This window comes from Cellulomonas fimi ATCC 484 (assembly GCF_000212695.1).
Classification (GTDB): domain Bacteria; phylum Actinomycetota; class Actinomycetes; order Actinomycetales; family Cellulomonadaceae; genus Cellulomonas; species Cellulomonas fimi.
Genome location: NC_015514.1, coordinates 1,127,704 through 1,152,772, shown reverse-complemented (window position 1 = coordinate 1,152,772; position 25,069 = coordinate 1,127,704). Strand labels below are relative to the sequence as shown.

Below are 25,069 nucleotides of genomic sequence, written 5' to 3'. Positions count from 1 at the left end.
ACCATGTCAATCACCCACGAAAGGGACCGCCGGGTGAACTGCTACGGCACTAGTTGTCATTGCCCGCTAGCAGGCATAGCCTCGCCGTGTGGACGACAACCGCGACCCCCAGCTGCTCAAGGGCGTGCTGCCGATGCTCGTGCTCGCGCTGCTGCGCGAGGACGAGTCGTACGGCTACGAGCTCGTCACCCGCCTGCGCGACGCCGGGCTGCAGGACCTCGGCACCGGCACCCTCTACCCCGTGCTCAGCCGGCTCGAGCGCGACGCCCGCGTCTCCTCCCGCCTCGTCGCGTCGCCGTCCGGGCCCGCCCGCAAGTACTACGCACCCACCGACGCCGGCCTCGCCGAGCTCGCCCGCGCGCAGCGCTCGTGGCAGCACCTGAGCGCCACCGTCACGCACGTCCTCGACCACCCCGCCACCGACCCCACCGGGAGCACCCGATGAGCACCCTGACGCTGCGCGACCTGCTGGTCCGCGAGGCCTTCCTCACCCGCTTCTCCTGGGCGGTGCAGGACTACCCCCGTTCGGAGCGGCTCGTCCGCGACCTGCGGCGCGAGCTCACGGCGGCGGCCGACGACGTCGGCGTGCGTCGCGCCGTCGCCGACCTCGGGCACCCGCGCGTGCTCGCCGAGGGATACCTCGCGACGCTCGACCACCGCGTCCCGCGCTGGGCGACGGGCGCGACGTGGGCCGCGCTCGCGGTCGGCGCGGTCGCGTACCTCGTCGTCGCGTACGCGGTCGGCACGCTGGACACCCTCGCCGACCTGGGCGGCGGCACGCTCACCCGCACCACGCTCGGCGCCACGACGGTATACACGTCGACGGACGGCGAGCTCTCGGTCGGGACCGAGGCGTCGTGGCAGTGGCTCGTGCTCTACGGCGCGGTGTTCGCCGTCGTGTTCACCCTCGGCGCGCGGCTGTGGCGCCTGCTGCCCACCCGGGAGCGGGACCTCACACGAGCACCTGCGTGAGCGGCATCGAGGAGTCGACCGGCAGGTCGAGCGACGACGGCGGCAGCCCGCGGCGCACGACGGCCGAGCCCAGCGCCGCGATCATCGCGCCGTTGTCCGTGCAGTAGCGGATCGGCGGGATGCGCAGCTCGATCCCCGCCTCCGCGCACCGCTTCGCGGCCATGTCGCGAAGCTGCGAGTTCGCCGAGAAGCCCCCACCGACGACGAGCGTCTCGACGCCGTGCGCGCGGCACGCGGCGATGGTCTTGGCCGTGAGCACGTCGGCGACCGCCTCCGCGAACGACGCCGCGACGTCGGGCAGCGGGATCTCCTCCCCCGCGTCCTGCCGCGCCTCGACCCAGCGCGCGACAGCCGTCTTGAGGCCCGAGAACGAGAAGTCGGCGGCGTGCCGGGCCTGGTCCTTCGGGGCCGTGAGGCCGCGCGGGAACCGGATCGCGTGCGGGTCGCCCTCGCGGGCGAGGCGGTCGATGTGCGGGCCGCCCGGGTACGGCAGGCCCAGCAGCCGTCCCACCTTGTCGAACGCCTCGCCGGCGGCGTCGTCGAGCGTCGAGCCGAGCTCGGTGACGTCGACCGTGTCGTCGAGGAGCAGCAGCGAGGAGTGGCCGCCCGAGACGACGAGGGCCATGACCCGCTCGGGGAACGGCCCGTCGACGAGCTCGTCGACGACCGCGTGGCCGATGACGTGGTTGACGCCGTACAGCGGCTTGTCGAGCGCGATGGCGAGCGCCTTGGCGGCGGACGCCCCGACCGTGAGCGGGCCGACCAGTCCCGGGCCCGCCGTCACGGCGATCGCGTCGACCTCGCCGAGCGACACGTCCGCGGTCGCGAGCGCCCGCTCGATCGTCGGGACCATGGCCTCGAGGTGGGCGCGCGACGCGATCTCGGGGATGATCCCGCCGAACCGCGCGTGCTCGTCGACCGAGCTCGCGACGGCGTCGACCAGCAGGTCGTGGCCCCGCACGAGCGCGACGCCCGTCTCGTCGCAGGACGTCTCGATCCCGAGGACGAGGGGCTGGGCGCCGGTCGCGGACATGGGGACCAGGATAGGCGGGCGCACGGCGTGACCACCGTCACGTCCGTGGCCGGAATGTCGACGGGTCGTTCACGATTCAACCAACCATGACGACCGACAGCACCGTCCTCGACGGCCTCGACTTCCCCACGTCCGGCCTCGCCGTCCCCGACGACGTCGCCGACCTGCTGTTCCGGCAGGCCCGCACCGTCGGCGCGTTCACGCCCGAGGAGGTCACCGACGAGCAGCTCGCCGCCGTGTACGACCTCGTCCGGTGGGGCCCGACGGCCCTCAACACCGTCCCGCTGCGGCTGCTCGTCGTGCGCACTCCCGAGGCCCGCGCCCGGCTCGCCGCGCACATGAACGAGTCGAACCGCGAGCGCGTCCTCGCCGCCCCCGTCTCGCTCGTCCTCGCCGCCGACCCCGGCTTCCACGCGCACCTGCCCGTCCTCGCGCCGCACATGGCCGCGCTCGCCGACGCGCTCGAGCCGCAGCCCGAGCAGCGTGAGCAGATGGCCCGCACCAGCGCGCTCCTGCAGGTCGGCTACCTCATCGTCGGCCTGCGCGCCGCCGGCCTCGACGTCGGCCCCATGAGCGGCATGGACGCCCACGGCATCGACGCGGAGTTCTTCGCCGAGTCGGGCTGGCGCTCGCTCCTCGTGGTCAACGTCGGGCGCCGCGACGGCGTCGGCACGCCGCACCCGCGCGCCGCGCGCCTGGACTACGACCAGGTCGCGCGCACCGTCTGACCGCGCCACGCCGCAGGGCCGTCCCGCTGCCGGGGCGGCCCTGCGGCGCGTCCGGACGGTCCGGCGCGCGCCGCGGGCTGCCGGAGGCGACGCGCGGGGACGCGGCCGGGCCGGTCAGCGCCCCGTGGCCACCGGCCGGGCCGGGTCGTTCGACCACTGCGACCACGACCCCGGGTACAGCGCGGCGGGGACGCCCACCGACGCGAGCGCCGCGACCTCGTGCGCCGCGGTCACGCCGGACCCGCAGTACACCGCGACGGGCGCGCCGGGCTCGACCCCGAGCCCCCGGAACCGCTCCCGCAGCGCGTCGTCGGGCAGGAACGTGCCGTCGGGACCGAGGTTGCCCGCCGTGGGGGCGCTCACGGCGCCCGGGATGTGCCCGGCACGCGGGTCCACCGGCTCGACCTCCCCGAGGTAGCGGGGCAGGGCACGCGCGTCGAGCAGCGTGCCCTGCCAGGCGGCGGCCTCGTCGGCCGAGACCGTCGGCATGCCACCCGTGGTGAGCACCACGTCGCCCGCCTCCGCCGTCACCGGCCCGGCCTCCACCGGCAACCCGGCCGCCGTCCATGCCGCCAGCCCGCCGTCCAGCAGGCGCACGTCCGTCAGGCCCGCCCAGCGCAGCAGCCACCAGGCGCGCGCCGCCGACGTCGCGCCCGCGTCGTCGTACACCACGACGGCGCGGTCCTCCCGCACGCCCCAGCGCCGGGCGGCGACCTCCAGGTCGGCGACGGCCGGCAACGGGTGCCGGCCCTCGGCCGGGCTCGGCATGGCCGCGAGCTCGGTGTCGAGGTCGACGTAGACCGCGCCCGGCAGGTGCCCGGCGAGGTACTGCTCGTGGCCGTCGTCCCGGCCCAGCGACCAGCGCACGTCCAGCACGACCGGCGGCTCGTCGCCGGCCGTCAGCCCCGCCAGGTCGATCGGGTCGACGAGCACCGCGTCGCGTGCCGCCGACGCCCCCCGCCGCTCGGTCCGCTGGTCCGTCATCGTGCCTCCCCCTCGTGGCGGCGCAGCTCGAGCCGCATGGTCCATGCGTCCGCATTCTCCGGCTGGTAGTACCCGCGGCGCAGGCCGAACCGCTCGAAGCCGACGCTCTCGTACAGGTGCAGCGCAGGGTCGTTGTCGACGCGGACCTCGAGCAGCGCGACCGCGGCCCCCAAGGTGCGCGCCCGGTCGAGCAGGGCGCCCAGCAGCAGCCGCCCCACGCCCTGCCCCTGCCGGTCGCGCGCCGTGCCGATCGTCATGACCTGCACGTCGAACCCGTCGAACCACAGGCCCGCGTACCCGACGAGCGCACCCGACGCCGTGTCCTGCGCCCCGACGTACCAGCGCCCCGGGCCGACGACCTCCTCGGCGAGCATGGCGGCCGACCACGCGCCCGCGCCGAACAGCTCGACCTCCATCGCGACGAGCGCCGGCACGTCGTCCGGGGTCAGCGCGCGGACGACGACGCCCGGGCGGCCGTCGGTCATCCGAGGACGCGCTTGCGCGCCGCCGACGGGACCGCGTCGGGCCGTCGCAGGTACAGCGGCGCCGTCGGCAGCTCCGCACCGCGGGAGGCCCGCAGCCGCGCGAGCGCCGCGAGCTCGACGGGATCCGGGTCGAGCAGGCCGTGCGCGTCGAGGTCCGGGTCCGCGACGCCGAGCACCGGGTGCAGCAGCGCGCCCCGGCCCACGACGGCCGCACCGGCGACGCGCTCGTCGGCCGCGACGTCCGCCGGTGCGGCGACCTCGGGTGCGACCAGCACGTCGACCTCCCCCGGGCCGGTCACCCGGTACAGCGACCAGTACACCTCGCGGCGCCGTGCGTCCGTCGCGACGAGGACGGTCGACCCCGGCGCGAGCACGCGGGACGCCGACGCGCCGATCGCGTCGAGGCTCGGCACACCCAGCGCCGGCACCCCCAGCGCGAGCGCGAGCGTGCGCGCGGTGACGAGGCCGACGCGCAGGCCCGTGAACGGGGCGGGGCCGGTCCCGACGACGACGGACGTCAGGTCGGTGCGGTCGACGCCCGCGTCGGCCAGCACGGCCGCGACCATCGGCGCGAGGAGCTCGGCGTGGTGCCGGGGCTGGTCGTCGCTGCGAGCCGCGAGGACGGCACCGGAGTCGTCGAGCAGGGCGACGGCCACGGCCGCCGAGGTGTCGAGGGCGAGGACGGGCACGGCGTCAGCCTGCCAGGTCCGCGCCGGGCAGCTCCACGCCCACCCAGCGGCTGCCGACGGCGCGCACCGTGACGGCGCGCTCCCCCGCGGCGGCGTCGACGTCGTCGCCCGGCGCGACGCCCCCGCGCGGCCGCGTCAGGCTGACCTCGAGGCGGTCCGCGGCGAGGCCCTCGACCCACCCCTCGCCCCACTCGACGACCGTCACCGACTCGTCCAGGCTCGCGTCGAGGTCGAGCGCGTCGACCTCGTCGAGCGACGACAGGCGGTACGCGTCGACGTGCACGAGCCCCGGACCGCGCACGCCGTCGGGTCCCGGCACCGGGGGGTGCTCGCGGGCGATGATGAACGTCGGCGACGCGACCTGCCCGCGCACGCCGAGGCCCGCACCGATGCCCTGCGTGAGCGTCGTCTTGCCCGCACCCAGGTCACCCGTGAGCACGACCAGGTCGCCCGCGCGCAGCACCCGCGCGAGCGCGCGGCCGAACGCACGCGTCGCGTCGGCGTCGGGCAGCGTCACGCTCGTCGACGCGACGGTCTCGTCGCGTGTCTGCGCGCCCGCGGGCGCACCGTGCCGGCCGGTCATCGGGCCACCTCCTGGGTGCGGTCCGCCCCCTGCGAGGGCGCCGCGGTGTCGACGTGGACGCGCGGCACACGGGCGCCGACGCGGGTGACGATCTCGTACGCGATGGTGCCGGCGGCGTCCGCCCAGTCCTGCGCGGTCGGGCCGCCGTCCGCGCCCGTGCCGAACAGCTCGACGCGGTCCCCGGCCACCTCGCACGCACCCGGCCCGAGGTCGACGACGACCTGGTCCATGCAGACGCGGCCGGCGACGGCGAGCGTGCGGCCCCCGACGCGCAGCGGCCCGCCCGGGCCGTCCTGCCCGCCCGACGCGTGCCGCGGGACGCCGTCCGCGTACCCGACGGGCACGATCCCGACGACCGTCTCCTGCGGCGTGACGTACCGGTGCGCGTAGGACAGGCCCTGCCCGGCCGGCACGGTCTTCACCGTCGCGAGCTCGGCCTCGAAGGTCATGGCGGGCACCAGCCCGAAGTCCGCGGGACCGCCGACCTGCGGCACGGGCGAGAGCCCGTAGACCGCGATCCCGGGGCGGACCAGGTCGTGGTGGACCGACGGGTCGGTGAGCGTCGCGGCCGAGTTGGCCAGGTGCCGCACCTCCGGGCGCAGCCCGGCCTGCTCGACGGTGCGGACCGCGTCGGCGAACACCCCGGCCTGCGCGCGCACGGTCGGGTGGGCGGGCTCGTCCGCGAACGCGAGGTGCGACCAGACGCCCACGACCTCGACGGCCCCCTCCGCCTGCGCGCGCAGCACGGCGGGCAGCAGCGCCGCCAGGTCGCCCGGGGTCAGCCCGTTGCGGCCGAGGCCCGTGTCGACCTTGAGGTGCACGCGGGCCGTGCGATGCGCGACGCGGGCCGCCGCGACGACCTCGTCGAGCGCCCACGCCGCGGCCACGGACACGTCGACGACCGCGGCGACGGCGTCGGCGAGCGGGGCGCCGGGCGCGTACAGCCAGGTCAGGACGCGCGGCCCGACGACGCCCGCGCGCCGCAGCTCGAGCGCCTCGGCGACCTGCGCGGCACCGAGCCACGTGGCGCCGCCCTCGACCGCGGCGCGCGCCGACGGCACGAGCCCGTGCCCGTACGCGTCGGCCTTGACCACGGCCATGACCTGGGCGGACGGGGCGTGCGCCGCGAGGCTGCGCACGTTGCCGCGGATCGCGGCGAGGTCGACGACGGCTCGAGCGGGGTACAGGCTCACGGCGCCCAGTCTCGCACCCGCGGGCGGCACGACGGGCCGGGGCGTCGTCCCCCCGGGCGGGCGGCTCACCGCGGCCGCACCACGACGTCCGCGCGCGCGGCCGTGCCCGCGACGAGCCGCGCGTTGCGCTCGTCGGGCCCGTGCGCCCACGCCCGCGCGGCGTCCGCCGGCTTGCCGAACGCCTCGTGCCGCGCCACCAGCCGGGCGAGCCGCACGTCGTCGTCCGGCGCGACGAACCACGCCTCGTCGAGCAGGCCCGCGACGGCACCGAACCCGTGCGCGTCGAGCAGCAGGTAGTTCCCCTCGGTCACGACGAGCGGGACGGCCGGCCCCACCGCGATCGCCCCCGCGACGCCGTTGCGCAGGTCCCGCCGGTACTCGGGCGCGTAGACGACCTCGCCGGCGGGGGCGTCCCGCAGCCGCCGCAGGAGCGCGACGAACCCCGCGGCGTCGAACGTGTCGGGCGCGCCCTTGCGGTCCGCGCGGCCGATCCGCTCGAGCTCGCTCTGCGCGAGGTGGAAGCCGTCCATGGGGACCACGACCGCACGTCCCGGGTAGGCCGCGGCGACCTGAGCGGCGAGCGTGGACTTGCCCGCCCCGGGCGCTCCCGCGATGCCCAGGACGACGCGCCCGCCGCGGTCGAGCAGCGCGTCGACGCGTGCCGCGAGGGCGGGGTCGAGCGCCGCGGCGGGTGCGGCGCCGGGCACGCGCGTGGTCGGCGGGTTCGTCCGGGACGTCACCGGGCCAGTGTGCCCGTCGCGCGGAGCAGCTCGGCGACGGTCGCCGGGACGGCGTGCGCGACCGCGAGCGCGACGATCGGCCCGTCCGGCACGGCCCGGTGCGCCGCCCGGCCGTGCACGAGCGCGGCCGCGGCGGCGAGCGCCGCGGCGAGCGACGGGTCCTCGTGCACGTCGTCCACGCGGGCCGCGAGCAGCGCGCCCAGGACCCCGGCGAGCACGTCCCCGGCTCCCGCGGTCGCGAGCCACGTCGGGCCGTCGGACTGCGCGTAGACCGCGCCGTGCGCGCCCACGACGACGGTCGTGCCGCCCTTGAGCAGCACGGTCGCCCCGGTCCGGTCGTGCGCCTCGCGCGCCCACCGCAGCGGCTCCGCCTCCACCGCCGTGCGCTCGACGTCGACCCCGTGCTGGGCGAGCAGGCGCGCGAGCTCCCCCGCGTGGGGGGTCAGCACCACGTGCGGGCCGACGCGCTCGGGCAGCAGGTCGAGCGCGCCCGCGTCGACGACCGCCGCCTCCCCGCGGTGCAGGACCCCGTCGAACGCCCTCTGCACGCGCCGGCGCTGCGCGGCGTCGTCCGGCGACACGCCCGGCCCGAGCACCCACGCCTGCACCCGCCCGGGCCCCACGACCACCTCGGGGCGCGCGGCGAGCACCGCGTCCCCCGCGTCGCCGACGTACCGCACCATCCCGACGCCCGCGAGCGCCGCACCGCTCGACGCGAGCACCGCGGCGCCCGGGTACGTCCGCGTCCCCGCGACGACGCCGACCACCCCGCGCGCGTACTTGTGCGCCGCCCGCTCGGGTACGGGCCACAGGGCGGCGACGTCGTCCGGACCGAGCGAGGCGACGTCCGCGGGCCCCGCCAGGGCGAGGCCGAGGTCGACGACCTCCACCCGGCCGGCGGCCCACGCGGCGGGCGGCAGCACGAGCCCGGGCTTGGCGCCCCCGAACGTGACGGTCAGGTCGGCGTCGAGGACTGTCCCCGCGCGCGTCCCGTCGTCCACGCCGATGCCGGACGGCACGTCGACGGCGACCACGAGCGGCGAGTCACCGTCGGGCCGCGCGGCCGCGACCGCCTCGACGAGCCGGGCGACCGGCCCGCGCAGCCCGCCGCGCGCCCCGATCCCGAGCACCCCGTCGAGCACGACGTCCGCCGCCAGGACCTGCGCGGCGTCGTCGTCCACCGCGTCCGGGACGAGGGCACGCAGCCGTCCGCCCGCGGCGAGCAGCGCGGCGGCGCCCTCGTCGTGCCACCGCTGCGCCGTCGTCAGGGCGAGCACCCGGGCACCGCGGCGCGCGAGCAGCGCACCGGCGTGCAGCGCGTCCCCGCCGTTGTTGCCCGCGCCCGCGAGCACCACGACGACCGCTCCCGCGACCCGGCCGCGACGGGCCCGCAGCTCGCGCGCGACCGCGACGTGCAGCGCGAAGGCGGCGTGCGCCATGAGCGGCGCACCGGCCGCGAGCAGGGGTTCCTCGGCCGCCCGCACCCGGGCCGCGTTCCACGTCAGCAGCACGGGTCTCATCCTCGCGGCTCCGCAGGTAACGTGCCCAGCATGCGCTTCGGACTCTTCATCCCCCAGGGCTGGCGGCAGGACCTCACCGGAATCGAGCCGCGCGACCACTGGGCGGTCATGAACGGCCTCGCCCAGCACGCCGACACCGGCGACGCCTTCGACTCGATCTGGGTGTACGACCACTTCCACGCGGTGCCCGAGCCGAACGGCGAGGCGACGCACGAGGCCTGGAGCCTCATCAACGCCTACGCGGCGACGACGTCGCGCGTGAAGCTCGGCCAGATGTGCACGTGCATGGCGTACCGCAACCCCGCCTACCTGGCGAAGGTCGCCGCGACCGCCGACGTCATCTCGGGCGGCCGCGTGCAGATGGGCATCGGCGCCGGCTGGTACGAGCACGAGTGGCGCGCGTACGGCTACGGCTTCCCGCGTGCGGGCGAGCGCCTGGCGATGCTCGACGAGGGCGTGCAGATCTTCAAGCAGCTCTGGACGAACGGCGTCGCGACCTTCCAGGGGAAGCACTACCAGGTCGACGGTGCGCAGCTCGCGCCGCTTCCCCTGCAGGTCGACGGACCGCCGCTGTGGATCGCGGGAGGCGGCGAGCGCAAGACCCTGCGGATCGCCGCCGAGCACGCGCAGTTCACGAACTTCGACGGGCACCCCGAGGTGTTCACGCACAAGTCCGAGGTGCTGCGCGGGCACTGCGAGGCGATCGGCCGCCCGTTCGAGGAGATCACGCGCTCGTCGAACTTCAACGTCGTCATCGGCGAGACCGAGGCGGACGTCGACGACCGCATGGCGTGGGTCGAGGAGCACCTGTCGCTCACCGTGCCGGACAAGGCCCCCGAGGTCGCCGAGGAGTTCCGCAAGGGCGTGCTCGTCGGCACCCCGGAGCAGCTCGTCGAGAAGCTCCGGGACCTCGAGAAGCTCGGCATGACCTACGCGATCACGTACTTCGCCGAGGCCGCCTACGACCGCTCGGGCATCGAGCTGTTCGAGCGCGAGGTCGTCCCGGCGCTGCGCTGACCGACCGCGGAGCCAGGTCCGTCCGAGGGTGGGTGCCGGTGAGCGCCCACCCTCGGCCACCGCCACGCCGCCCTGCGGGCCGTGCGGGGCGTCAGTCGCGCTCGGCGACCACCACCGCCGACGCGATGCCCGCGTCGTGCGAGATCGACAGGTGGAACCGGGTGACACCCAGCTCGGCGGCGCGGGCCGCGACCGTGCCGCGCACCTCGAGCACCGGCTGGGCGCCGGCCGTGCGCGGGACGGCGGCGTCGTGCCAGTGCATGCCGGGCGGCGCGCCGAGGGCCTTGGCGAGCGCCTCCTTCGCCGCGAAGCGCGCGGCCAAGGAGGTCTCGGGCATGACGCGCTCGGCGGGCGTGAACAGCTTGTCGCGCAGCGCGGGGGCGCGGTGCAGCGTCGCGACGAACCGCGCGATGTCGACGACGTCGATCCCGACGCCGACGATCACGCCCGGACCGCCGTGACCAGCGCGCTCACTCGACCGTGACGGACTTGGCCAGGTTGCGCGGCTGGTCGACGTCGAGGCCCTTCGCGGTCGCGAGCTCGCACGCGAACACCTGGAGCGGCACCACGGCGAGCAGCGGCGCGAGCAGCGTCGGCGCCTGCGGGACGTAGAAGACCTCGTCGGCGAACGGGCGGACCGCCTCGTCGCCGTCCTCCGCGATCACCAGGGTGCGCGCACCCCGGGCACGGATCTCCTGGATGTTCGAGACGACCTTCGAGTGCAGCGAGTCGCGGCCGCGCGGCGACGGGACGACGACGAACACCGGCTGGCCGGGCTCGATGAGCGCGATCGGGCCGTGCTTGAGCTCACCCGCCGCGAACCCCTCGGCGTGGATGTACGCGAGCTCCTTGAGCTTGAGCGCGCCCTCCATCGCGACGGGGAACCCGACGTGCCGGCCGAGGAACAGCACGGACTGCGTGTCGGCCATCCAGCGGGCGATCTCGCGCACCCGGCCGGAGCGGTCGATGACCTGCTGGATCTTGTCCGGCATCGCGCGCAGCTCGGCGAGCACGGCGGCGACCTCGTCCGGGAACTTGTTCCCGCGCAGCTGCGCGAGGTAGAGGCCCAGGAGGTAGGTCGCGGTGATCTGGGCGAGGAACGCCTTGGTCGACGCGACCGCGATCTCCGGGCCGGCGTGCGTGTACAGCACGGCGTCGGACTCGCGGGGGATCGTCGAGCCGTGCGTGTTGACGATCGCGAGCACCTTGGCGCCCTGCTCGCGCGCGTGCCGCACGGCCATGAGGGTGTCCATCGTCTCGCCGGACTGCGAGATCGCGACGACGAGCGTCTGCTCGTCGACGACCGGGTCGCGGTACCGGAACTCGTGCGCGAGCTCGACCTCGACCGGGATGCGGCACCAGTGCTCGATCGCGTACTTCGCGACGTGCCCCGCGTAGGCGGCGGTGCCGCAGGCGATGACGACGATCTTGTCGACGGCCCGCAGGACCGACTCGTCGATGCGCACCTCGTCGAGCACGAGCTGACCGCGCACGTCCGTGCGGCCGAGCAGCGTGTCCGCGACGGCGTGCGGCTGGTCGTGGATCTCCTTGTCCATGAAGGACGCGAAGCCGCCCTTCTCCGCGGCAGCCGCGTCCCAGTCGACGGTGTAGCGGCGCGCCTGCGCCGGCTTGCCGTCGAAGCCCGTCACGGTCACGCCGGTCGGGGTGATGGTGACGACCTGGTCCTGGCCGAGCTCGAGGGCCTCGCGGGTGTGCGCGATGAACGCCGCGACGTCCGAGCCGAGGAAGTTCTCCCCCTCGCCCAGCCCGACGACGAGCGGCGAGTCGTGCCGTGCGCCGACGACCACGTCGGGCGCGTCGGCGTGAACCGCGAGCAGCGTGAACGTGCCGTGCAGCGTGCGGGCGACCTCCGTCAGCGCCTGCGTCAGGTCGCCGGTGCGGTCGTAGGCACGTGCCACGAGGTGCGCGGCGACCTCGGTGTCGGTCTCCGAGGTGAACTCCACGCCGTCGGCGAGCAGGCCGGCCTTGAGGGTCGCGAAGTTCTCGACGATGCCGTTGTGGATGAGCGCGAGGCGGCCGGCCACGTGCGGGTGGGCGTTGACGTCGTTCGGCGCGCCGTGCGTCGCCCACCGGGTGTGCCCGATCGCGGCGGTCGACGCTGCCATCGGGTGCGCGTCGAGCTCCTCGACGAGGTTCGCGAGCTTGCCGGCCTTCTTGGCGGTGTCGAGCCCCGCTGCCGGGCTGACGAGTGCGACGCCGGCGGAGTCGTAGCCCCGGTACTCCAGCCGTCGCAGGCCCTCGAGCACGACGTCCAGCGGACGGTCGCTCGCGGTCTGGGATCCGACGTAGCCCACGATTCCACACATGGCCGCGAGTCTATCCGCCGCACCCCGACCCCCGGGCGCGGGGTGCTCAGCGTCACGACCTGCACCGTCGCCGCGACCGGCGACCCGGGGCCCGACAGACGCTCAGGACGCGCCGTCGCCGCCCGATGGGACGGGCAGCACCGCACACCGTCCCCCAGGAGCACCCCTGTGAGCAGCACCCTCTCGACCTCCCCTGCACCGACGCCGCACCAGCCGCGGTGGACCTGGACCGTCGGCCGCCGGCTCGTGGCCGGCTACGCCGTCGCGCTCGTCCTCATGACCGGCATCGGCGTCGTGTCGTTCGTCAACACCCAGGCGCTCGTGACGAGCAGCGGCTGGGTCGAGCACACGCACGAGGTGCTGGGCGAGACCGACGCGATCCTGTCGTCCCTCAAGGACGCCGAGACGGGCCAGCGCGGCTACCTCATCACGGGCGTCGACTCCTACCTCGCGCCCTACACGGCGGCGCGCGAGGAGGTGCAGGACCACCTGGACGCCGTCCGCGGGCTCACGAGCGACAACCCCGTGCAGCAGGACCGTCTCACCGAGCTCGAGCCCCTCGTCGCGGCGAAGTTCGCGGAGATGCAGGAGACGATCGACGTCCGCGACTCCCAGGGGTTCGAGGCCGCCCGCGCGATCGTCGTGTCCGACGAGGGCAAGGCCGTCATGGACCAGATCCGGGGCGTGCTCGAGGACGTCCGCGCCGACGAGCAGGCCCTGCTCGAGCAGCGGGCGCAGGAGTCGGCCGCGGCCGCGGGCGCCACCAAGGCCGTCGTCGTCGGCGGCTCGGCGCTCGCCGTGGTCGTCGTCGTGGCCCTCGCGACGTTCCTCACGCGCAGCATCACGCGGCCCATCGGCGAGCTCACCGCGCGCCTGCGGGAGATCGCGGACGGCGACGGCGACCTCACGCAGCAGGTCGACGACTCGCGACGCGACGAGATCGGCGCCCTCGCGGCCGTGTTCAACCGCTTCGTCGCGAACATCGCGGCCCTCGTCCGCCAGATCGGCGAGACCGCGGGCACGTCCTCGGCCGCGGCGCAGGAGCTGTCGGCGATCACCGCCGAGATGAGCCGCCAGTCCGCCGAGGCCGCGCACCAGGCCGCCGCCGCCGCGGCCGCCGCCGAGCAGGTCTCCTCCAACGTGCAGACCGTCGCCGCCGCGAGCGAGCAGATGGGCGCGTCGATCCAGGAGATCGCCCGCAGCGCGTCGGACGCGAACGCCGCGGGCCACACGGCCGTCGCGAGCACCGACGAGGCGAACGCCACGATCACCCGGCTCGGTGACTCGTCCGCCGCGATCGGCGGGGTGGTCGCGCTCATCAACACGATCGCGCAGCAGACCAACCTGCTCGCGCTCAACGCGACCATCGAGGCGGCGCGCGCCGGGGAGGCCGGCAAGGGGTTCGCGGTCGTCGCCGGCGAGGTCAAGGAGCTCGCGCAGGAGACGGCGCGCGCGACCGAGGAGATCACCGCCCGGATCACGCAGATCCAGGCGGACGTGGACGTCGCGGTCGCGGCGATCTCTACGACGACGCACGTCATCGGGCAGGTCAACGACCACCAGAGCAGCATCGCGGGATCGGTCGAGGAGCAGAGCGCCACGACGTCGGAGATGTCGAACACCATCGCGGAGGCCGCCGTCGGCGCGACGACGATCGCGGACAACGTGCGCTCGATCGCCGACAACGCGCAGTACACGGTGGGCCACATCGACCAGATCCGCTCGTCGGCGGACGAGGTCGCCCGCAACTCCCACGAGCTCGACGCGCTGGTCGGGCGCTTCCGGGTCTGATCTGGGGCGCGGCGCAGCGTCGACGGACCGTCCCACCCGCAGGGCGGCACCGAGCGGTGCGCCGCGTCCGGCACAATCGTCCCCGTGCCACCGTCGCTCACCCCGGCCACGCCGTACGTCGACCTGGACCGTGACGCCTGGCGGCGCCTGTCCGCCTCGACGCCGCTCCCGCTCACCGACGCGGACGTCGACCGGCTCGCCGGGCTCGGAGACCCGATCGACCTGGCCGAGGTCGACGCGATCTACCGGCCGATCTCCCGCCTGCTCGACCTGTACATCGAGGCGACGCGCGGCCTGCACGCCGCCTCCACGACGTTCCTGCGCGAGGACGTCGGCGGGACGCCGTTCGTCATCGGCGTGGCCGGGTCGGTGGCGGTCGGCAAGTCGACGACCGCGCGGCTCCTGCGCGAGCTGCTGGCCCGCTGGCCCGCGACCCCGCGCGTGCAGCTCATCACCACCGACGGCTTCCTCTACCCGAACGCCGAGCTGGAGCGACGCGGGCTCATGGACCGCAAGGGCTTCCCCGAGTCGTACGACCGCCGGGCGCTGCTGCGGTTCGTCTCGAAGGTCAAGGCGGGACGTCCCGAGGTCCGGGCACCCGTCTACGACCACCTGACCTACGACATCGTCCCCGGCAAGGAGATCGTCGTCAGCCGCCCCGACGTCCTCATCATGGAGGGCCTCAACGTGCTGCAGCCGGCGCGGCCCACGCAGGAGGGCACGTCGAACCTCGCCGTGAGCGACTTCTTCGACTTCTCGATCTACGTCGACGCGCGCACCGCCGACATCCGCCAGTGGTACGTCGACCGGTTCCTCAGCCTGCGCGCGACCGCGTTCGCCCAGCCCGAGTCGTACTTCCACCGGTACGCGTCGCTGTCCGACGACGAGGCGGTGGAGCGCGCCGAGGGCATCTGGGACAGCATCAACGCCCCGAACCTCGAGCAGAACATCCTGCCGACGCGCAGCCGCGCGACCCTCGTCCTCACCAAGGGCGCGGACCACTCCGTCGAGCGGGTCCGGCTGCGCAAGCTCTAGGTCAGCGGCCGGACGGTGCCGTCGGCTCCACGCGCTCCACGGGGTAGTCCGTCGAGTCGGTCTCGTCGAGCGCGTCGAGCGCGTCCTGGACCTCGGCCACGGGGACCCCGCACGCGTCCGTGGGCCACACGGGTCGCACCGCGCGGCCGAGCGCGTCCACGAGCCAGAGCACCGTGGGCGCGGCCGCGCCGGACGCCTGGCACGTTCCCGTCGGTTCCTGCGACGGCCGCTCGAGCGCGTCGAGCAACGGCGCCAGGTCGCCCTCGCGGCGGCTCTCGGTGACTGCCGCCCACGTCCCGGACACCGACCGCAGCGTCCCGGACGCCGAGCAGACCAGCACGCTCACGGGCGCGAACCCCTCGGGGACCGCCCCCGGGCGCACCTCGCTCACCCCCTGCGACGCCCCGGCCGACCCGCCCTCGTCGGGCACGAGGCCCAGGTCGCGCACGACGCGGCCGTCGAGGCAGTCGGCCTGCACCGAGACGCGCGCCTCGGGCGCGTCGGTCATCTCGGGCGCCGCGCCCGCACAGCCGGCCAGCGTCCCGACGACGGCGACGACGAGCGCCGCCGCCGCGCGTGGGCGCGGCGAACCGTCCGCCCGGTCCGGCGGTCGACCGTGTCGCGTGCGCGCTGCCATGTGTGCCCCCTGTGGCGTCGACCCGCGACACCGGCCGTGAGGCCACGCGGGTCGCGGGAGTGCGTCGACTCCCGCGTCGACCCACCTCCGAGCCTAGGCACACGCACCGCGCCCGGACGCCGCTGCAACCGGATCGTTAGCAGCGGCGCGAGGATCGTGAGCAGACCGTGACCAGGCGCCGTGACCAGGCACCGTGACCATGCGCCCGGCTCAGGCGACCGCGTCGTCCTCGACGACCTCACGCGGCACCACGCCGTCGGGGCGCAGCGGGACGGGCGGCACCGCGACCCGGCGGCGACGGCGCGTCACGAGCGCCTCCCAGCTGCGCAGCACCCAGTCGACCAGGACGCCGAGCAGGATGCCCCCGACGACCCCCGCCGCCACCGCCAGGAGCGGGTTGTGACCGAGCCACGCCGCCGCACCGATCCCGATCGCGCACGAGTACACGCCCCACGTCAGGGCGGCGATGCCGGCGAGCGCGGTGAACCGTCGACGGCTGTACCCGAGCGCGCCCGCCGTCATGTTGACCGCGACGCGCCCCACCGGGATGTACCGGGCCGCGATGATGAACGACGCGCCGCGGTGCTCGAGCGCCCGCTCCGCCCAGTCGATCGCCGCCTGGGCGCGCGCCGACCGCAGGAACCGCACCTCGCGGACCCGCACCTTGGTGCCGATCTGGTACGCGATCTGGTCGCCCGTGAACGCGCCGGCCGCCGCGACGAGCACGACGAGCGCGAGGTTCGGCTCGCCGTGCGACATGGCGAGCGCGGCGAGCGCGATGACGATGGACTCGCTCGGGATCGGGGGGAAGAAGCCGTCGATGGTCGCGAACAGGTACAGGACGACGAACATCCAGGGGGAGCCCACCAGTGCGAGCGTCCATGCCTCCACGTGCCATCAGCTCCAGCGGTCGTCGGGCGCTGGCCCTGCACGGGCCGCGTCGTGACTCCCACGGTAGGCCGATGACCCCGTCCGGGACATAGGGGATACCCCCGGATCCTCCCTGAGGTCACCCCGACAGAGACGTCGGGTGGAGGCCGCCGTCGCGCGTCTCCACCCAGGGCGGGAGGTGCGACGGGGCCGCCGTGGGGGCCGAGCCGTCAGGCGGGCTCGGGGGCGCGGTCGTCCACCCGGTCGCCCTCGACCGGCGCGCCGGTACCGCCGTCGGCGTCGGCGGCGTGGTCGGGGGGCGGCTCGACGGTCGCCTCCGCGGGCACGTGCGCCGGGTCGGGCTCCGCCGGCTCGGGTGCGGGCTGCTCGGGTGCAGGCTGCTCGGGTGCAGGCTGCTCGGGTGCGGGCTGCCCGGACGGGGCCGGCGGGAGGTCCTGCGCCGCGTCCCGCTCGTCATCCACGCCGTCGGCGGCCGTCCCCGCAGCGCTCGCGTGCGCGCCGCCCGCACCGTCGAGGGCGAACCCGAGCGCGAGCGCGGCGGTCGTCGGTCGCGGCTCGCTCGCCCAGCGCAGCCCGAGGGCGTCGGCCGCGGCCAGCGAGCGCAGCTCGGCGCGGTCGAGGTACAGCACGCCGCCCAGGTGGTCCGTCTCGTGCTGCACGATGCGCGCGGGCCAGCCCGTGAGCACCTCGTCGAGGGGGCGGCCCCGCTCGTCCGCACCGACCAGGTGCACCCGGCGAGGACGCGCGACGACGGCCTGGTAGCCGACGACGCTGAGGCACCCCTCGTAGAACGCGCGGCGCTCGTCGTCGACGGCTGCGTACCGCGGGTTGACGAGCACGCGGAACTCCAGCGGCGCGCGCTCCCGCACCTGGGCGACGTCCCCGTCGGGCGGACCGGAGTCCTCCAGCACGGCGACGGCGACCGGCAGGCCGATCTGCGGCGCGGCCAGGCCCACGCCCGGCGCGGCGTGCATGGTCGCGCGCATGACGTGCACCAGCGACTCGAGCTCGTCGTCGGCGAGCTGACCGTCGTAGGGCAGCGCCTGCGCGCGCAGCACCGGGTGCCCGGCCTGCACGATCGGCACCTTGCCCGTCCCCTGGGCGGAGTCCAGCAGCCGCAGCACGAGGTCGCGCAGCGCGATGTCCCGCTGCCGGCTGGACCCGCCCCCGCTCACAGCGCGAGCCGGTCCGAGACGACGCCGGCGAGCTCGCGCGCGACCGCGTCCGCGTCCTGCTGCGTGCCCGCCTCGACCATGACGCGCACGAGCGGCTCCGTGCCGGACGGGCGCAGGAGCACGCGTCCGGTGTCACCCAGCCGTGCCTCGGCCGCACGCACCGCTTCCAGGAGCGGGACGTCGCTGCCGGCACGGGCCTTGTCGACGCCCGCGACGTTCACCAGGGTCTGCGGCAGCCGCTGCACGATCCCGGCCAGCTTCGCGAGCGGCTCACCCGTCGCCGCGACGCGGGCCGCGAGCTGCAGGGCCGTCAGGACACCGTCGCCCGTCGTGGCGTGCGCCGCCATGATGATGTGGCCGGACTGCTCGCCGCCCAGCGCGTACCCGCCCGCGCGCATGGCCTCGAGCACGTAGCGGTCGCCCACCGCGGTCTCGACGGTCCGCACCCCGTGGTCACGCATCGCCAGGCGCAGTCCCAGGTTGCTCATGACGGTCGTGACGAGCGTGTCGTCGACGAGCGTGCCCGCGTCCCGCATGGCGAGCGCGAGGACACCCATGATCTGGTCGCCGTCGACGAGGCGTCCGTCGGCGTCGACGGCGAGGCACCGGTCGGCGTCCCCGTCGAAGGCGACGCCCAGGTCCGCCTCGGACGCGACCACCGCGGCGAGCAGCTGCTCGGGGTGCGTCGAGCCGCACTTCTCGTTGATGTTGCGCCCGTCGGGCGAGGCGTTGATGACGACGACGTCCGCGCCGGCCTCGCGCAGCGCCGCGGGTCCCACGTCGCTCGCGGCACCGTTCGCGCAGTCCACGGCGATGCGCAGACCCTCGAGCGAGACGCCGATGGTGGAGACGAGGTGCTCGACGTAGTCGTCGCCCGCGCGTCCTGTGTCGAGGCGGATCCGCCCGACGTCGGCGCCGACCGGACGGTCCCAGGCCTCGCCCATGCGCGCCTCGATGGCCCGCTCCAGCTCGTCGTCGAGCTTGTGGCCCCCGCGCGCGAGGAACTTGATGCCGTTGTCCGGCATCGGGTTGTGCGACGCCGACAGGACGACGCCGAGGTCGACCTCGAGCTGCGCGGTCAGGTACGCGACCGCGGGCGTGGGGAGCACGCCGACGTTCACGACGTCGACGCCGGCCGACGCGAGCCCTGCGGCGACGGCCGCCGCGAGGAACTCCCCCGACGCGCGTGAGTCGCGGCCGACGACGGCCCGGGGCCGGTGGCCCTCGAACGCGCCGCTCGCGCCGAGCACGTGCGCCGCCGCCACGGACAGGTCGAGCGCGAGCTCGGCCGTCACGTCGCGGTTCGCCAGGCCTCGCACCCCGTCGGTGCCGAACAGTCGGGTCATCAGGACTCCTTCGCCGTCGCGCGACGTCGCCGGCGCGTACCCGCGCTTCCCCGCTCCGTCGCTTCGTTCACGATGCCGCAGACGCCGATGGCCCCGCAGGTCGTTCGACCGACGGGGCCATCGGATGAGGCGCTGGGATCAGCGCTTCGAGTACTGCGGCGCCTTGCGGGCCTTCTTGAGACCGGCCTTCTTGCGCTCGACCACTCGGGCGTCACGCGTGAGGAAGCCGGCCTTCTTGAGGGCCGGACGGTTGTGCTCGGCGTCGATCGCGTTGAGCGCGCGGGCGATGCCCAGGCGCAGCGCGCCGGCCTGGCCGGTGACGCCACCGCCGGTGATGCGCGCGACGACGTCGAAGCGACCCTCGACGTCCACGAGCTTCAGCGGCGAGTTGACGAGCTGCTGGTGCACCTTGTTCGGGAAGTAGTCCTCGAGCGTGCGCCCGTTGATCTTCCACTGGCCGGTGCCGGGGACGAGCCGCACGCGGGCGATCGCCTCCTTGCGGCGGCCGAGTGCCTGGCCGGGGGCCGTGATGGACTGACCGCGCCCCTGGGGGGCGGCCGTCTCGCTGGTGTAGCTGGTGGGCGTCTCGTCGCCCTCGAGGTCGATGTCGACCGTGGTCTCTGCCACTGGTGTCCTCGGTTCCTGTCTGCTCTACGCGCGGCGGCCGTCAGGCCTGCTGCGCGACCTGGGTGATCTCGAACGGCTTCGGCTGCTGGGCGGCGTGCGGGTGCTCGGCGCCGGCGTAGACCTTGAGCTTGCCGAGCTGCTTGGCAGCGAGCGAGCTCTTGGGGAGCATGCCGCGGACGGCCTTCTCGATCGCGCGCTCCGGGTGCTTCTCGAGGAGCTCGCTGTAACGCGTCGCCCGCAGACCACCCGGGTAGCCGGAGTGGCGGTAGGCGAGCTTGGTCTCGCGCTTGTTGCCGGTGAGGGCGACCTTGTCCGCGTTGATGACGATGACGAAGTCGCCGCCGTCGACGTGCGGAGCAAAGGTGGCCTTGTGCTTGCCGCGCAGCAGCGTGGCCACGTGGGTGGCCAGGCGGCCGAGGACGACATCGGTCGCGTCGATGACGTACCAGGTCCGCTCGACGTCGCCGGGCTTCGGGGTGTACGTACGCACGGGTCGTAAGCCTTCGTTCGTTGTGTCTGCATGTCACGGTCGTCGCGCGAGCGGCGCCGTGGAGGGCTGTCGGAGCATCCCTCCGGCGAGTGGGAACCGCACCGGGACGCCACCGCAGCGCTCAGGTGAGAAGTCCGGGCGCGCGACAGGGGACGCACAACAACGCACAAGACTACCGGCGCTGCGGAGCGACGGTCAAAACGGCACCCCCGCGAGGCCCGGGCCTGCGGCGGGGCGTCCGTGCACCTCCATCGCGCACCCGCGAAGGGCCGCGGAACGCCGCCGACCGCCCCGCGACCGGCGCCGCCGACCGCCCCGAGGCCGGCGTCGTCGGCCGCGTCCCGCACGGCGTCAGCGGTGCAGCACGCGCGCCGCGGCCACCACGCGAGCGGTGAGGTCGTCCAACGTCGGTGTGCGCAGCGACCAGTGCTGCCAGAACAGCGGCACGTCGAGCCACCGGCCCGGCTCGAGCTCGACGAGCGTGCCGTCCGCGAGCGGCCCGGCGGCCGCCTGCTCGGGCACCATCCCCCACCCGAGCCCCGCCTGCACGAGCGCGACGAACGCCCCCTGCTCGGGCGCGTAGTGCACGGGCAGGGGCGGGGCGTCCCCCAGCACCTGCCGCACGAACGCGTGCTGCAGCCCGTCCGCGCGGTTGAACGCGAGCGCCGGCGCGCGGGCGGCCGACCCGGTGTCCAGCCCCGCCGGGAACCAGCGCGAGCGCGCGTGCGGCGCGGCGACCGCGACGTACCGCATCGCCCCGAGCGGCCGGACGCGGCAGCCCTGCACGGCGCGTTGCTCCGCGGTGACCGCGGCCGCCACGGTCCCGTCCCGCAGGAGCGTCGCGGACAGGTCCTGGTCCTCGCGGCGCAGGTCGAGCAGCAGGTCGGCCGGCAGGTCCGCGAGCGCCGCCGGGAACCAGGTCGAGAGCGAGTCGGCGTTGACGGCCACCGCGATCCGGCGGCGCCCGAGCACGTCGGGTGACGCGTCGGTGCCGGCGTCGGCACCCAGCTCGACGAGCGCGTCGCGCGTGAGCAGGTCGACCTGACCAGCGAGCCGCACGAGCACCTCTCCGGCGGGCGTCGGCAGGCAGGGGCGGGTCCGCCGCACGACGACGCCCCCGACCTGCTGCTCGAGGGCCTTGATCCGCTGGCTCACCGCGGAGGGCGTGAGGTGGAGCGCCTGAGCCGCGGCGTCGAACGACCCCTCGGCGACGACGGCCGCGAGCGTCCGCAGCTGCTCGGAGTCGATGGACATGAAGCGATGCTAATGCTTCACCAGAAACATGAACTGGTCTTCAGGGGCATCCGTACCTAGCGTCGTGGCGTGCTTCCCGCCACCCTCGCAGGCTTCCTCACCGGCCTCTCGCTCATCGTCGCCATCGGCGCGCAGAACGCCTTCGTCCTGCGCCAGGGGCTGCGGCGCGAGCACGTGCTGCCGGTCGTCCTCGTGTGCGCCGGGGCGGACGCGCTGCTCGTCTCGGTCGGCGTCGCCGGGCTCGGCTCGCTCGTCGCCGACCGGCCCGTCGTCCTGCAGGTCGTCCGCTGGGCCGGCGCGGCGTTCCTCGCCGTGCTGGCGGTCGGTGCCGCCCGGCGCGCGCTGCGTCCCGAGCACCTCGACCCCGCGGCCGACGGCCCGGCCCGGCGCTCCGCCGTCGTCCTCACGTGCCTCGCCCTGACGTTCCTCAACCCGCACGTCTACCTCGACACCGTGGTCCTGCTGGGCGGCCTCGCGCAGCAGCACCCGGCCGCGGGCGGGTGGGCGTTCGGTGCGGGCGCCGTGGTCGCGTCGATCACCTGGTTCACGACGCTCGGGTTCGGCGCCGCGCGGCTGCGCCCGCTGTTCGCCCGGCCGCGCGCGTGGCAGGTGCTCGACGTCGGCGTCGCGCTCGTCATGGCAGGGCTCGCCGTGTCGCTCGTCGTCGGCTGACCCCGGTGACGCCCGTCCTCGGCCGACCGCCCGCGACGCCGCGACGGAGGCACCCGTCGCACCGGGGCGCGGAGCGGAGGTCCCGTCAGACGGCCGCGGGCGACGCCGGGGCCGGCTCGCGCAGCCGCGCCGGCAGCAGCGGCAGCAGGTCCTGCACGGGCACCACGTTGGCGTGCCGCCCGCGCCGCTGCCGCGCCCGCTCCACGAGCGAGCCCAGCGCGTCCTGGAACGCCGCACGCTGCGCCTCGGCGACGCGGTGCCGCTCGTCGGCCAGCAGGTGGTCCGTGAAGTCGCACCGGTCCAGCGACAGGTCGCCGAGCTGGCGCATGAGCACGCCCGACGCGAGCGCGATGCGCTCGAGCGCGGCCGAGCACCGCTCGAGCTCCTCCTGGTCGGTGGTGCTCGCGAGCTGCACGTGGGAGAGCCACTCGGCGAGCGTGCTCAGGGCCGCGGCGTCGTCGACACGCGCGGATCGGTGGACCCACGGGGCGGTGGTGTTCGACATCCCGCCATTCTCACGCCCGCAGGCCTCTCCCGGCGGGTGAGAAACGCGGCGGCGCAGGTCAGCGGCATGCGGCCGTAGTGCATCCGGGTGACCGCGCTCCGCCCGGGCGGAGCGCCCGTCGCCCGTCCGGCTCAACGCGCGCGCTCGACCCGCGCCGCGTCCCACACCGGCTCGGGCGTCTCGACGACCGACCCGTCGGCCGCGAACACCAGGAAGCGGTCGAACGTGCGCGTGAACCACCGGTCGTGCGTGACCGCCACGACGGTGCCCTCGAACGCGGCCAGCCCCGCCTCGAGCGCCTCGGCGGAGTGCAGGTCGAGGTTGTCCGTCGGCTCGTCCAGCAGCAGCAGCGTCGCGCCGCCCAGCTCGAGCAGCAGGATCTGCAGCCGCGCCTGCTGACCGCCCGAGAGCGTCTCGTACGGCTGCTCCGCCCGCTCGACCAGCTCGTACCGGTCCAGCGCGCGGCTCGCCTGCTCGCGGCCCATCCCCGCCCGGTGCGCGTCGCCGCGGTGCAGGATCTCCAGCAGGGTCCGGCCGACCAGCTCGGGGTGCGCGTGGTTCTGCGCGAACCACCCCGGGCGCACGCGCGAGCCGAGGACGACCGACCCCGTGTGCCGCACGGGCGCCACCGCGGTCTCCCCCGCAGGCACGTGCTCGGGCCCGGGGTCGGAGCCGCCCGCAGCCAGCAGCCGCAGGAAGTGCGACTTGCCCGACCCGTTCGAGCCGAGCACGGCGACCCGCTCTCCGAACCACACCTCCAGGTCGAACGGCCGCATGAGCCCCGTGAGCTCGAGCCCCTGGGCGACCACGGCGCGCTTCGCGGTCCGCCCGCCCCGCAGCCGCACCCGCACCGACTGCTCCCGGACCCGGACCATCGGCGGCCCGGCCTCCTCGAACTTGCGCAGCCGGGTCTGCGCGGCCTGGTACCGCGACGCCAGGCCGTCGTTGAAGGCGGCCTTCGTCTTGAGCGTCAGGACGAGCTCGCGCAGCTTGGCGTGCTCCTCCTCCCACCGCCGCAGCAGCTCCTCGAGCCGCGAGCGCCGGTCCTCGCGCGCCTGGTGGTACGTCGCGAACCCGCCGCCGTGCACCCACGCCGACGCCCCCACCGCGGTCGGCTCCAGGGTCGCGACGTGCGTCGCCACCCTCGCGAGCAGCTCGCGGTCGTGGCTCACGAGCAGCACCGACTTCGGCGACGCGACGAGCCGCTCCTCGAGCCAGCGCTTCGTCGGGACGTCGAGCGCGTTGTCGGGCTCGTCGAGCAGCAGCACCTCGTCCGGCCCGCGCAGCAGCGCCTCGAGGACGAGGCGCTTCTGCTCGCCGCCCGACAGCGTCCGCACCTCCCGGTGCTGCGCACGCTCGAACGGCACCGAGAGCACCGCGTCCGTCACGCGGTCCCAGCCGGCCTCCGCCTCGTACCCGCCGACGTCCGCCCAGTCGACGAGCGCCTGCGCGTACCGCATCTGCGCCGGCTCGTCGTCGACCTCCATGATCCCCAGCTCGGCCGCCGCGAGCTCCGCCGCCGCGTCGCGCACGGCCGGGGGTGCGAGCGAGGCCAGCAGGTCCCGGACGGAGCGGTCGTCGTCGATCCGCCCCACGTCCTGCCGCATGACGCCGAGCCCGCCGCTGCGCTGGACCGACCCCGCGTGCGGCTGCTCGTCGCCCGCGACGACGCGCAGCAGCGTCGACTTGCCGACGCCGTTGGGCCCGACGAGCGCGACGCGGGCCCCCTCCCCCACCCGGAACGTCACGTCGTCGAGCAGGGGGCGGCCGTCCGGCAGCACGTAGCCGACGCCGCCGATGTCGAGATGACCCATGCGCACAGTGTCGCCGCCCGGAGCGCCCCGTCGAACCGCATTCCTGGCCGTCGCGCTCCCCTGGCGCCGTGCGCGACGCGGTGCGAGGGTCGTGCCATGAGCGACGAGACCCCCGCCACCAGGACAGATCCCGAGCTCGGCAGCGAGGGCGACACCGACCAGCTGACCGGCGACGACACGCTGCTCGAGCGTGGCGTCGACGACCTGCTGGACGAGGGCTACTCCCCGCCCGAGCGCGAGCGCCCGCGGTCGTCCCACTACGGCGAGACGCCGTGGGAGGAGCAGCACCGGGAGACCATCGACCAGCGCATCGCGCAGGAAGAGCCCGAGGTCTGGGAGGCCCGGCCGCGCGTCGAGGGGCACCGCGAGGAGCTCCGGGCGGGACGCCTCGTCGCCGACGACGGCGCCGTCGAGGCGGGCCCGACGGACACGTTCGCCGTCGACGCCGGTGTCTCGGGCGGGGCCGCGAGCGCCGAGGAGGCCGCCGTGCACCTCATCGAGGAGGAGTACGTCGACGACCGGCGCTACACCGAGGACGACGACCGCCTCTGACGAGGCCAC

27 protein-coding genes are annotated in these 25,069 nt (G+C 75.4%); 8 read left to right on the top strand and 19 right to left on the bottom strand.

Translation table 11 applies throughout. The features are described from left to right. Nucleotides 1-88: 88 nt before the first annotated feature. The gene (locus CELF_RS05345) at nucleotides 89-445 is read left to right on the top strand and encodes a PadR family transcriptional regulator (protein WP_013770224.1); all 357 of its coding nucleotides are present in this window, start codon (nucleotides 89-91) and stop codon (nucleotides 443-445) included. Further along, complete coding sequence (locus CELF_RS19415) at nucleotides 442-972, top strand: hypothetical protein (RefSeq protein WP_013770223.1); 531 nt, start codon at nucleotides 442-444, stop codon at nucleotides 970-972. Before CELF_RS05345 ends, CELF_RS19415 begins: the two co-directional genes overlap by 4 nt. Here the strand turns inward: CELF_RS19415 and tsaD are convergent. Next, the gene (gene tsaD, locus CELF_RS05335; RefSeq protein WP_041553350.1) at nucleotides 953-2,005 is read right to left on the bottom strand and encodes a tRNA (adenosine(37)-N6)-threonylcarbamoyltransferase complex transferase subunit TsaD; all 1,053 of its coding nucleotides are present in this window, start codon (nucleotides 2,003-2,005) and stop codon (nucleotides 953-955) included. The two genes, CELF_RS19415 and tsaD, sit on opposite strands and share 20 nt — an antisense overlap. Nucleotides 2,006-2,091: 86 nt before the next feature. On the opposite strand from tsaD, the gene CELF_RS05330 reads away from it, so the two are divergent. Then, a complete protein-coding gene (locus CELF_RS05330) occupies nucleotides 2,092-2,733 on the top strand; it encodes a malonic semialdehyde reductase (protein ID WP_013770221.1) in 642 nt (213 codons plus the stop codon). A gap of 114 nt (nucleotides 2,734-2,847) precedes the next feature. Here CELF_RS05330 and CELF_RS05325 read toward each other — a convergent pair whose 3' ends face one another. From CELF_RS05325 to CELF_RS05295, 7 genes are read right to left on the bottom strand one after another with little or no spacing between them, the layout of a single operon-like run. Next, complete coding sequence (locus CELF_RS05325; protein ID WP_013770220.1) at nucleotides 2,848-3,717, bottom strand: sulfurtransferase; 870 nt, start codon at nucleotides 3,715-3,717, stop codon at nucleotides 2,848-2,850. Next, the gene (gene rimI / locus CELF_RS05320; protein WP_013770219.1) at nucleotides 3,714-4,202 is read right to left on the bottom strand and encodes a ribosomal protein S18-alanine N-acetyltransferase; all 489 of its coding nucleotides are present in this window, start codon (nucleotides 4,200-4,202) and stop codon (nucleotides 3,714-3,716) included. Before rimI ends, CELF_RS05325 begins: the two co-directional genes overlap by 4 nt. Next, nucleotides 4,199-4,891, bottom strand: coding sequence for a tRNA (adenosine(37)-N6)-threonylcarbamoyltransferase complex dimerization subunit type 1 TsaB (gene tsaB, locus CELF_RS05315; RefSeq protein ID WP_013770218.1), 693 nt, complete (start codon nucleotides 4,889-4,891; stop codon nucleotides 4,199-4,201). Before tsaB ends, rimI begins: the two co-directional genes overlap by 4 nt. 4 nt (nucleotides 4,892-4,895) lie before the next feature. Continuing rightward, the gene (gene tsaE, locus CELF_RS05310) at nucleotides 4,896-5,474 is read right to left on the bottom strand and encodes a tRNA (adenosine(37)-N6)-threonylcarbamoyltransferase complex ATPase subunit type 1 TsaE (protein WP_013770217.1); all 579 of its coding nucleotides are present in this window, start codon (nucleotides 5,472-5,474) and stop codon (nucleotides 4,896-4,898) included. Next, nucleotides 5,471-6,676: an alanine racemase gene (gene alr / locus CELF_RS05305; protein WP_041553832.1), complete on the bottom strand. Its 1,206-nt coding sequence runs from the start codon at nucleotides 6,674-6,676 to the stop codon at nucleotides 5,471-5,473. Before alr ends, tsaE begins: the two co-directional genes overlap by 4 nt. Before the next feature lie 56 nt (nucleotides 6,677-6,732). Beyond that, nucleotides 6,733-7,407: a nucleoside/nucleotide kinase family protein gene (locus CELF_RS05300; RefSeq protein ID WP_013770215.1), complete on the bottom strand. Its 675-nt coding sequence runs from the start codon at nucleotides 7,405-7,407 to the stop codon at nucleotides 6,733-6,735. Next, entirely contained in the window at nucleotides 7,404-8,927 is a 1,524-nt protein-coding gene (locus CELF_RS05295; RefSeq protein WP_013770214.1) for an NAD(P)H-hydrate epimerase, read from the bottom strand. Before CELF_RS05295 ends, CELF_RS05300 begins: the two co-directional genes overlap by 4 nt. Nucleotides 8,928-8,957: 30 nt before the next feature. Here CELF_RS05295 and CELF_RS05290 point away from each other — a divergent pair, with 30 nt between their 5' ends. Continuing rightward, nucleotides 8,958-9,944: an LLM class F420-dependent oxidoreductase gene (locus tag CELF_RS05290; protein ID WP_013770213.1), complete on the top strand. Its 987-nt coding sequence runs from the start codon at nucleotides 8,958-8,960 to the stop codon at nucleotides 9,942-9,944. Between the two features lie 91 nt (nucleotides 9,945-10,035). Here CELF_RS05290 and CELF_RS05285 read toward each other — a convergent pair whose 3' ends face one another. Together CELF_RS05285 and glmS are read right to left on the bottom strand one after the other, a co-directional pair. Further along, nucleotides 10,036-10,389 (bottom strand): holo-ACP synthase, encoded by a 354-nt coding sequence (locus tag CELF_RS05285; RefSeq protein ID WP_013770212.1) that lies wholly within the window; start codon nucleotides 10,387-10,389, stop codon nucleotides 10,036-10,038. Nucleotides 10,390-10,414: 25 nt separating this feature from the next. Then, entirely contained in the window at nucleotides 10,415-12,271 is a 1,857-nt protein-coding gene (glmS, locus tag CELF_RS05280; protein WP_013770211.1) for a glutamine--fructose-6-phosphate transaminase (isomerizing), read from the bottom strand. A 168-nt stretch (nucleotides 12,272-12,439) separates the two neighbouring features. Here glmS and CELF_RS05275 point away from each other — a divergent pair, with 168 nt between their 5' ends. Continuing rightward, the gene (locus CELF_RS05275; RefSeq protein ID WP_013770210.1) at nucleotides 12,440-14,062 is read left to right on the top strand and encodes a methyl-accepting chemotaxis protein; all 1,623 of its coding nucleotides are present in this window, start codon (nucleotides 12,440-12,442) and stop codon (nucleotides 14,060-14,062) included. An 84-nt stretch (nucleotides 14,063-14,146) separates the two neighbouring features. After that, nucleotides 14,147-15,097, top strand: a complete 951-nt coding sequence (coaA, locus tag CELF_RS05270) for a type I pantothenate kinase (RefSeq protein WP_013770209.1) — start codon at nucleotides 14,147-14,149, stop codon at nucleotides 15,095-15,097. A gap of 1 nt (nucleotide 15,098) precedes the next feature. Here the strand turns inward: coaA and CELF_RS05265 are convergent, their stop codons facing one another. The 7 genes from CELF_RS05265 to CELF_RS05235 all read right to left on the bottom strand — a co-directional run bounded on the left by CELF_RS05265 (nucleotide 15,099) and on the right by CELF_RS05235 (nucleotide 21,517). Beyond that, nucleotides 15,099-15,734, bottom strand: coding sequence for a hypothetical protein (locus tag CELF_RS05265; protein ID WP_013770208.1), 636 nt, complete (start codon nucleotides 15,732-15,734; stop codon nucleotides 15,099-15,101). A 210-nt stretch (nucleotides 15,735-15,944) separates the two neighbouring features. Then, entirely contained in the window at nucleotides 15,945-16,601 is a 657-nt protein-coding gene (locus tag CELF_RS05260) for a DedA family protein (protein WP_232014307.1), read from the bottom strand. A 233-nt stretch (nucleotides 16,602-16,834) separates the two neighbouring features. Continuing rightward, a complete protein-coding gene (locus CELF_RS05255) occupies nucleotides 16,835-17,800 on the bottom strand; it encodes a peptide deformylase (protein WP_013770206.1) in 966 nt (321 codons plus the stop codon). Next, complete coding sequence (glmM, locus tag CELF_RS05250; RefSeq protein WP_013770205.1) at nucleotides 17,797-19,146, bottom strand: phosphoglucosamine mutase; 1,350 nt, start codon at nucleotides 19,144-19,146, stop codon at nucleotides 17,797-17,799. Before glmM ends, CELF_RS05255 begins: the two co-directional genes overlap by 4 nt. 138 nt (nucleotides 19,147-19,284) lie before the next feature. Next, a complete protein-coding gene (gene rpsI / locus CELF_RS05245; RefSeq protein ID WP_013770204.1) occupies nucleotides 19,285-19,773 on the bottom strand; it encodes a 30S ribosomal protein S9 in 489 nt (162 codons plus the stop codon). A 40-nt stretch (nucleotides 19,774-19,813) separates the two neighbouring features. Further along, complete coding sequence (gene rplM, locus CELF_RS05240; protein ID WP_013770203.1) at nucleotides 19,814-20,263, bottom strand: 50S ribosomal protein L13; 450 nt, start codon at nucleotides 20,261-20,263, stop codon at nucleotides 19,814-19,816. 351 nt (nucleotides 20,264-20,614) lie between these two features. Continuing rightward, nucleotides 20,615-21,517: a LysR family transcriptional regulator ArgP gene (locus CELF_RS05235; RefSeq protein WP_013770202.1), complete on the bottom strand. Its 903-nt coding sequence runs from the start codon at nucleotides 21,515-21,517 to the stop codon at nucleotides 20,615-20,617. Nucleotides 21,518-21,586: 69 nt separating this feature from the next. On the opposite strand from CELF_RS05235, the gene CELF_RS05230 reads away from it, so the two are divergent. Further along, nucleotides 21,587-22,189, top strand: coding sequence for a LysE/ArgO family amino acid transporter (locus CELF_RS05230; RefSeq protein ID WP_013770201.1), 603 nt, complete (start codon nucleotides 21,587-21,589; stop codon nucleotides 22,187-22,189). Between the two features lie 85 nt (nucleotides 22,190-22,274). Here the strand turns inward: CELF_RS05230 and CELF_RS05225 are convergent, their stop codons facing one another. Both CELF_RS05225 and CELF_RS05220 read right to left on the bottom strand, forming a co-directional pair. Beyond that, on the bottom strand, nucleotides 22,275-22,694 hold the full coding sequence (locus CELF_RS05225; protein WP_013770200.1) for a hypothetical protein: 420 nt from the start codon (nucleotides 22,692-22,694) through the stop codon (nucleotides 22,275-22,277). A gap of 131 nt (nucleotides 22,695-22,825) precedes the next feature. Beyond that, nucleotides 22,826-24,508: an ABC-F family ATP-binding cassette domain-containing protein gene (locus CELF_RS05220; protein ID WP_013770199.1), complete on the bottom strand. Its 1,683-nt coding sequence runs from the start codon at nucleotides 24,506-24,508 to the stop codon at nucleotides 22,826-22,828. Nucleotides 24,509-24,604: 96 nt separating this feature from the next. Here CELF_RS05220 and CELF_RS05215 point away from each other — a divergent pair, with 96 nt between their 5' ends. Then, on the top strand, nucleotides 24,605-25,060 hold the full coding sequence (locus CELF_RS05215) for a DUF5709 domain-containing protein (RefSeq protein WP_013770198.1): 456 nt from the start codon (nucleotides 24,605-24,607) through the stop codon (nucleotides 25,058-25,060). The last annotated feature ends 9 nt before the right edge of the window (nucleotides 25,061-25,069 follow it).

What these genes read in the sequence shown, in the direction of transcription:
- CELF_RS19415 (WP_013770223.1), top strand. Translation starts at nt 442, where the DNA reads ATGAGCACCCTGACGCTGCGCGACCTGCTGGTCCGCGAGGCCTTCCTC.
- tsaD (WP_041553350.1), bottom strand. Translation starts at nt 2,005, where the DNA reads ATGTCCGCGACCGGCGCCCAGCCCCTCGTCCTCGGGATCGAGACGTCC.
- CELF_RS05330 (WP_013770221.1), top strand. Translation starts at nt 2,092, where the DNA reads ATGACGACCGACAGCACCGTCCTCGACGGCCTCGACTTCCCCACGTCC.
- CELF_RS05325 (WP_013770220.1), bottom strand. Translation starts at nt 3,717, where the DNA reads ATGACGGACCAGCGGACCGAGCGGCGGGGGGCGTCGGCGGCACGCGAC.
- rimI (WP_013770219.1), bottom strand. Translation starts at nt 4,202, where the DNA reads ATGACCGACGGCCGCCCGGGCGTCGTCGTCCGCGCGCTGACCCCGGAC.
- tsaE (WP_013770217.1), bottom strand. Translation starts at nt 5,474, where the DNA reads ATGACCGGCCGGCACGGTGCGCCCGCGGGCGCGCAGACACGCGACGAG.
- CELF_RS05295 (WP_013770214.1), bottom strand. Translation starts at nt 8,927, where the DNA reads ATGAGACCCGTGCTGCTGACGTGGAACGCGGCCCGGGTGCGGGCGGCC.
- CELF_RS05290 (WP_013770213.1), top strand. Translation starts at nt 8,958, where the DNA reads ATGCGCTTCGGACTCTTCATCCCCCAGGGCTGGCGGCAGGACCTCACC.
- glmS (WP_013770211.1), bottom strand. Translation starts at nt 12,271, where the DNA reads ATGTGTGGAATCGTGGGCTACGTCGGATCCCAGACCGCGAGCGACCGT.
- CELF_RS05265 (WP_013770208.1), bottom strand. Translation starts at nt 15,734, where the DNA reads ATGGCAGCGCGCACGCGACACGGTCGACCGCCGGACCGGGCGGACGGT.
- glmM (WP_013770205.1), bottom strand. Translation starts at nt 19,146, where the DNA reads ATGACCCGACTGTTCGGCACCGACGGGGTGCGAGGCCTGGCGAACCGC.
- CELF_RS05235 (WP_013770202.1), bottom strand. Translation starts at nt 21,517, where the DNA reads ATGTCCATCGACTCCGAGCAGCTGCGGACGCTCGCGGCCGTCGTCGCC.
- CELF_RS05225 (WP_013770200.1), bottom strand. Translation starts at nt 22,694, where the DNA reads ATGTCGAACACCACCGCCCCGTGGGTCCACCGATCCGCGCGTGTCGAC.
- CELF_RS05220 (WP_013770199.1), bottom strand. Translation starts at nt 24,508, where the DNA reads ATGGGTCATCTCGACATCGGCGGCGTCGGCTACGTGCTGCCGGACGGC.
- CELF_RS05215 (WP_013770198.1), top strand. Translation starts at nt 24,605, where the DNA reads ATGAGCGACGAGACCCCCGCCACCAGGACAGATCCCGAGCTCGGCAGC.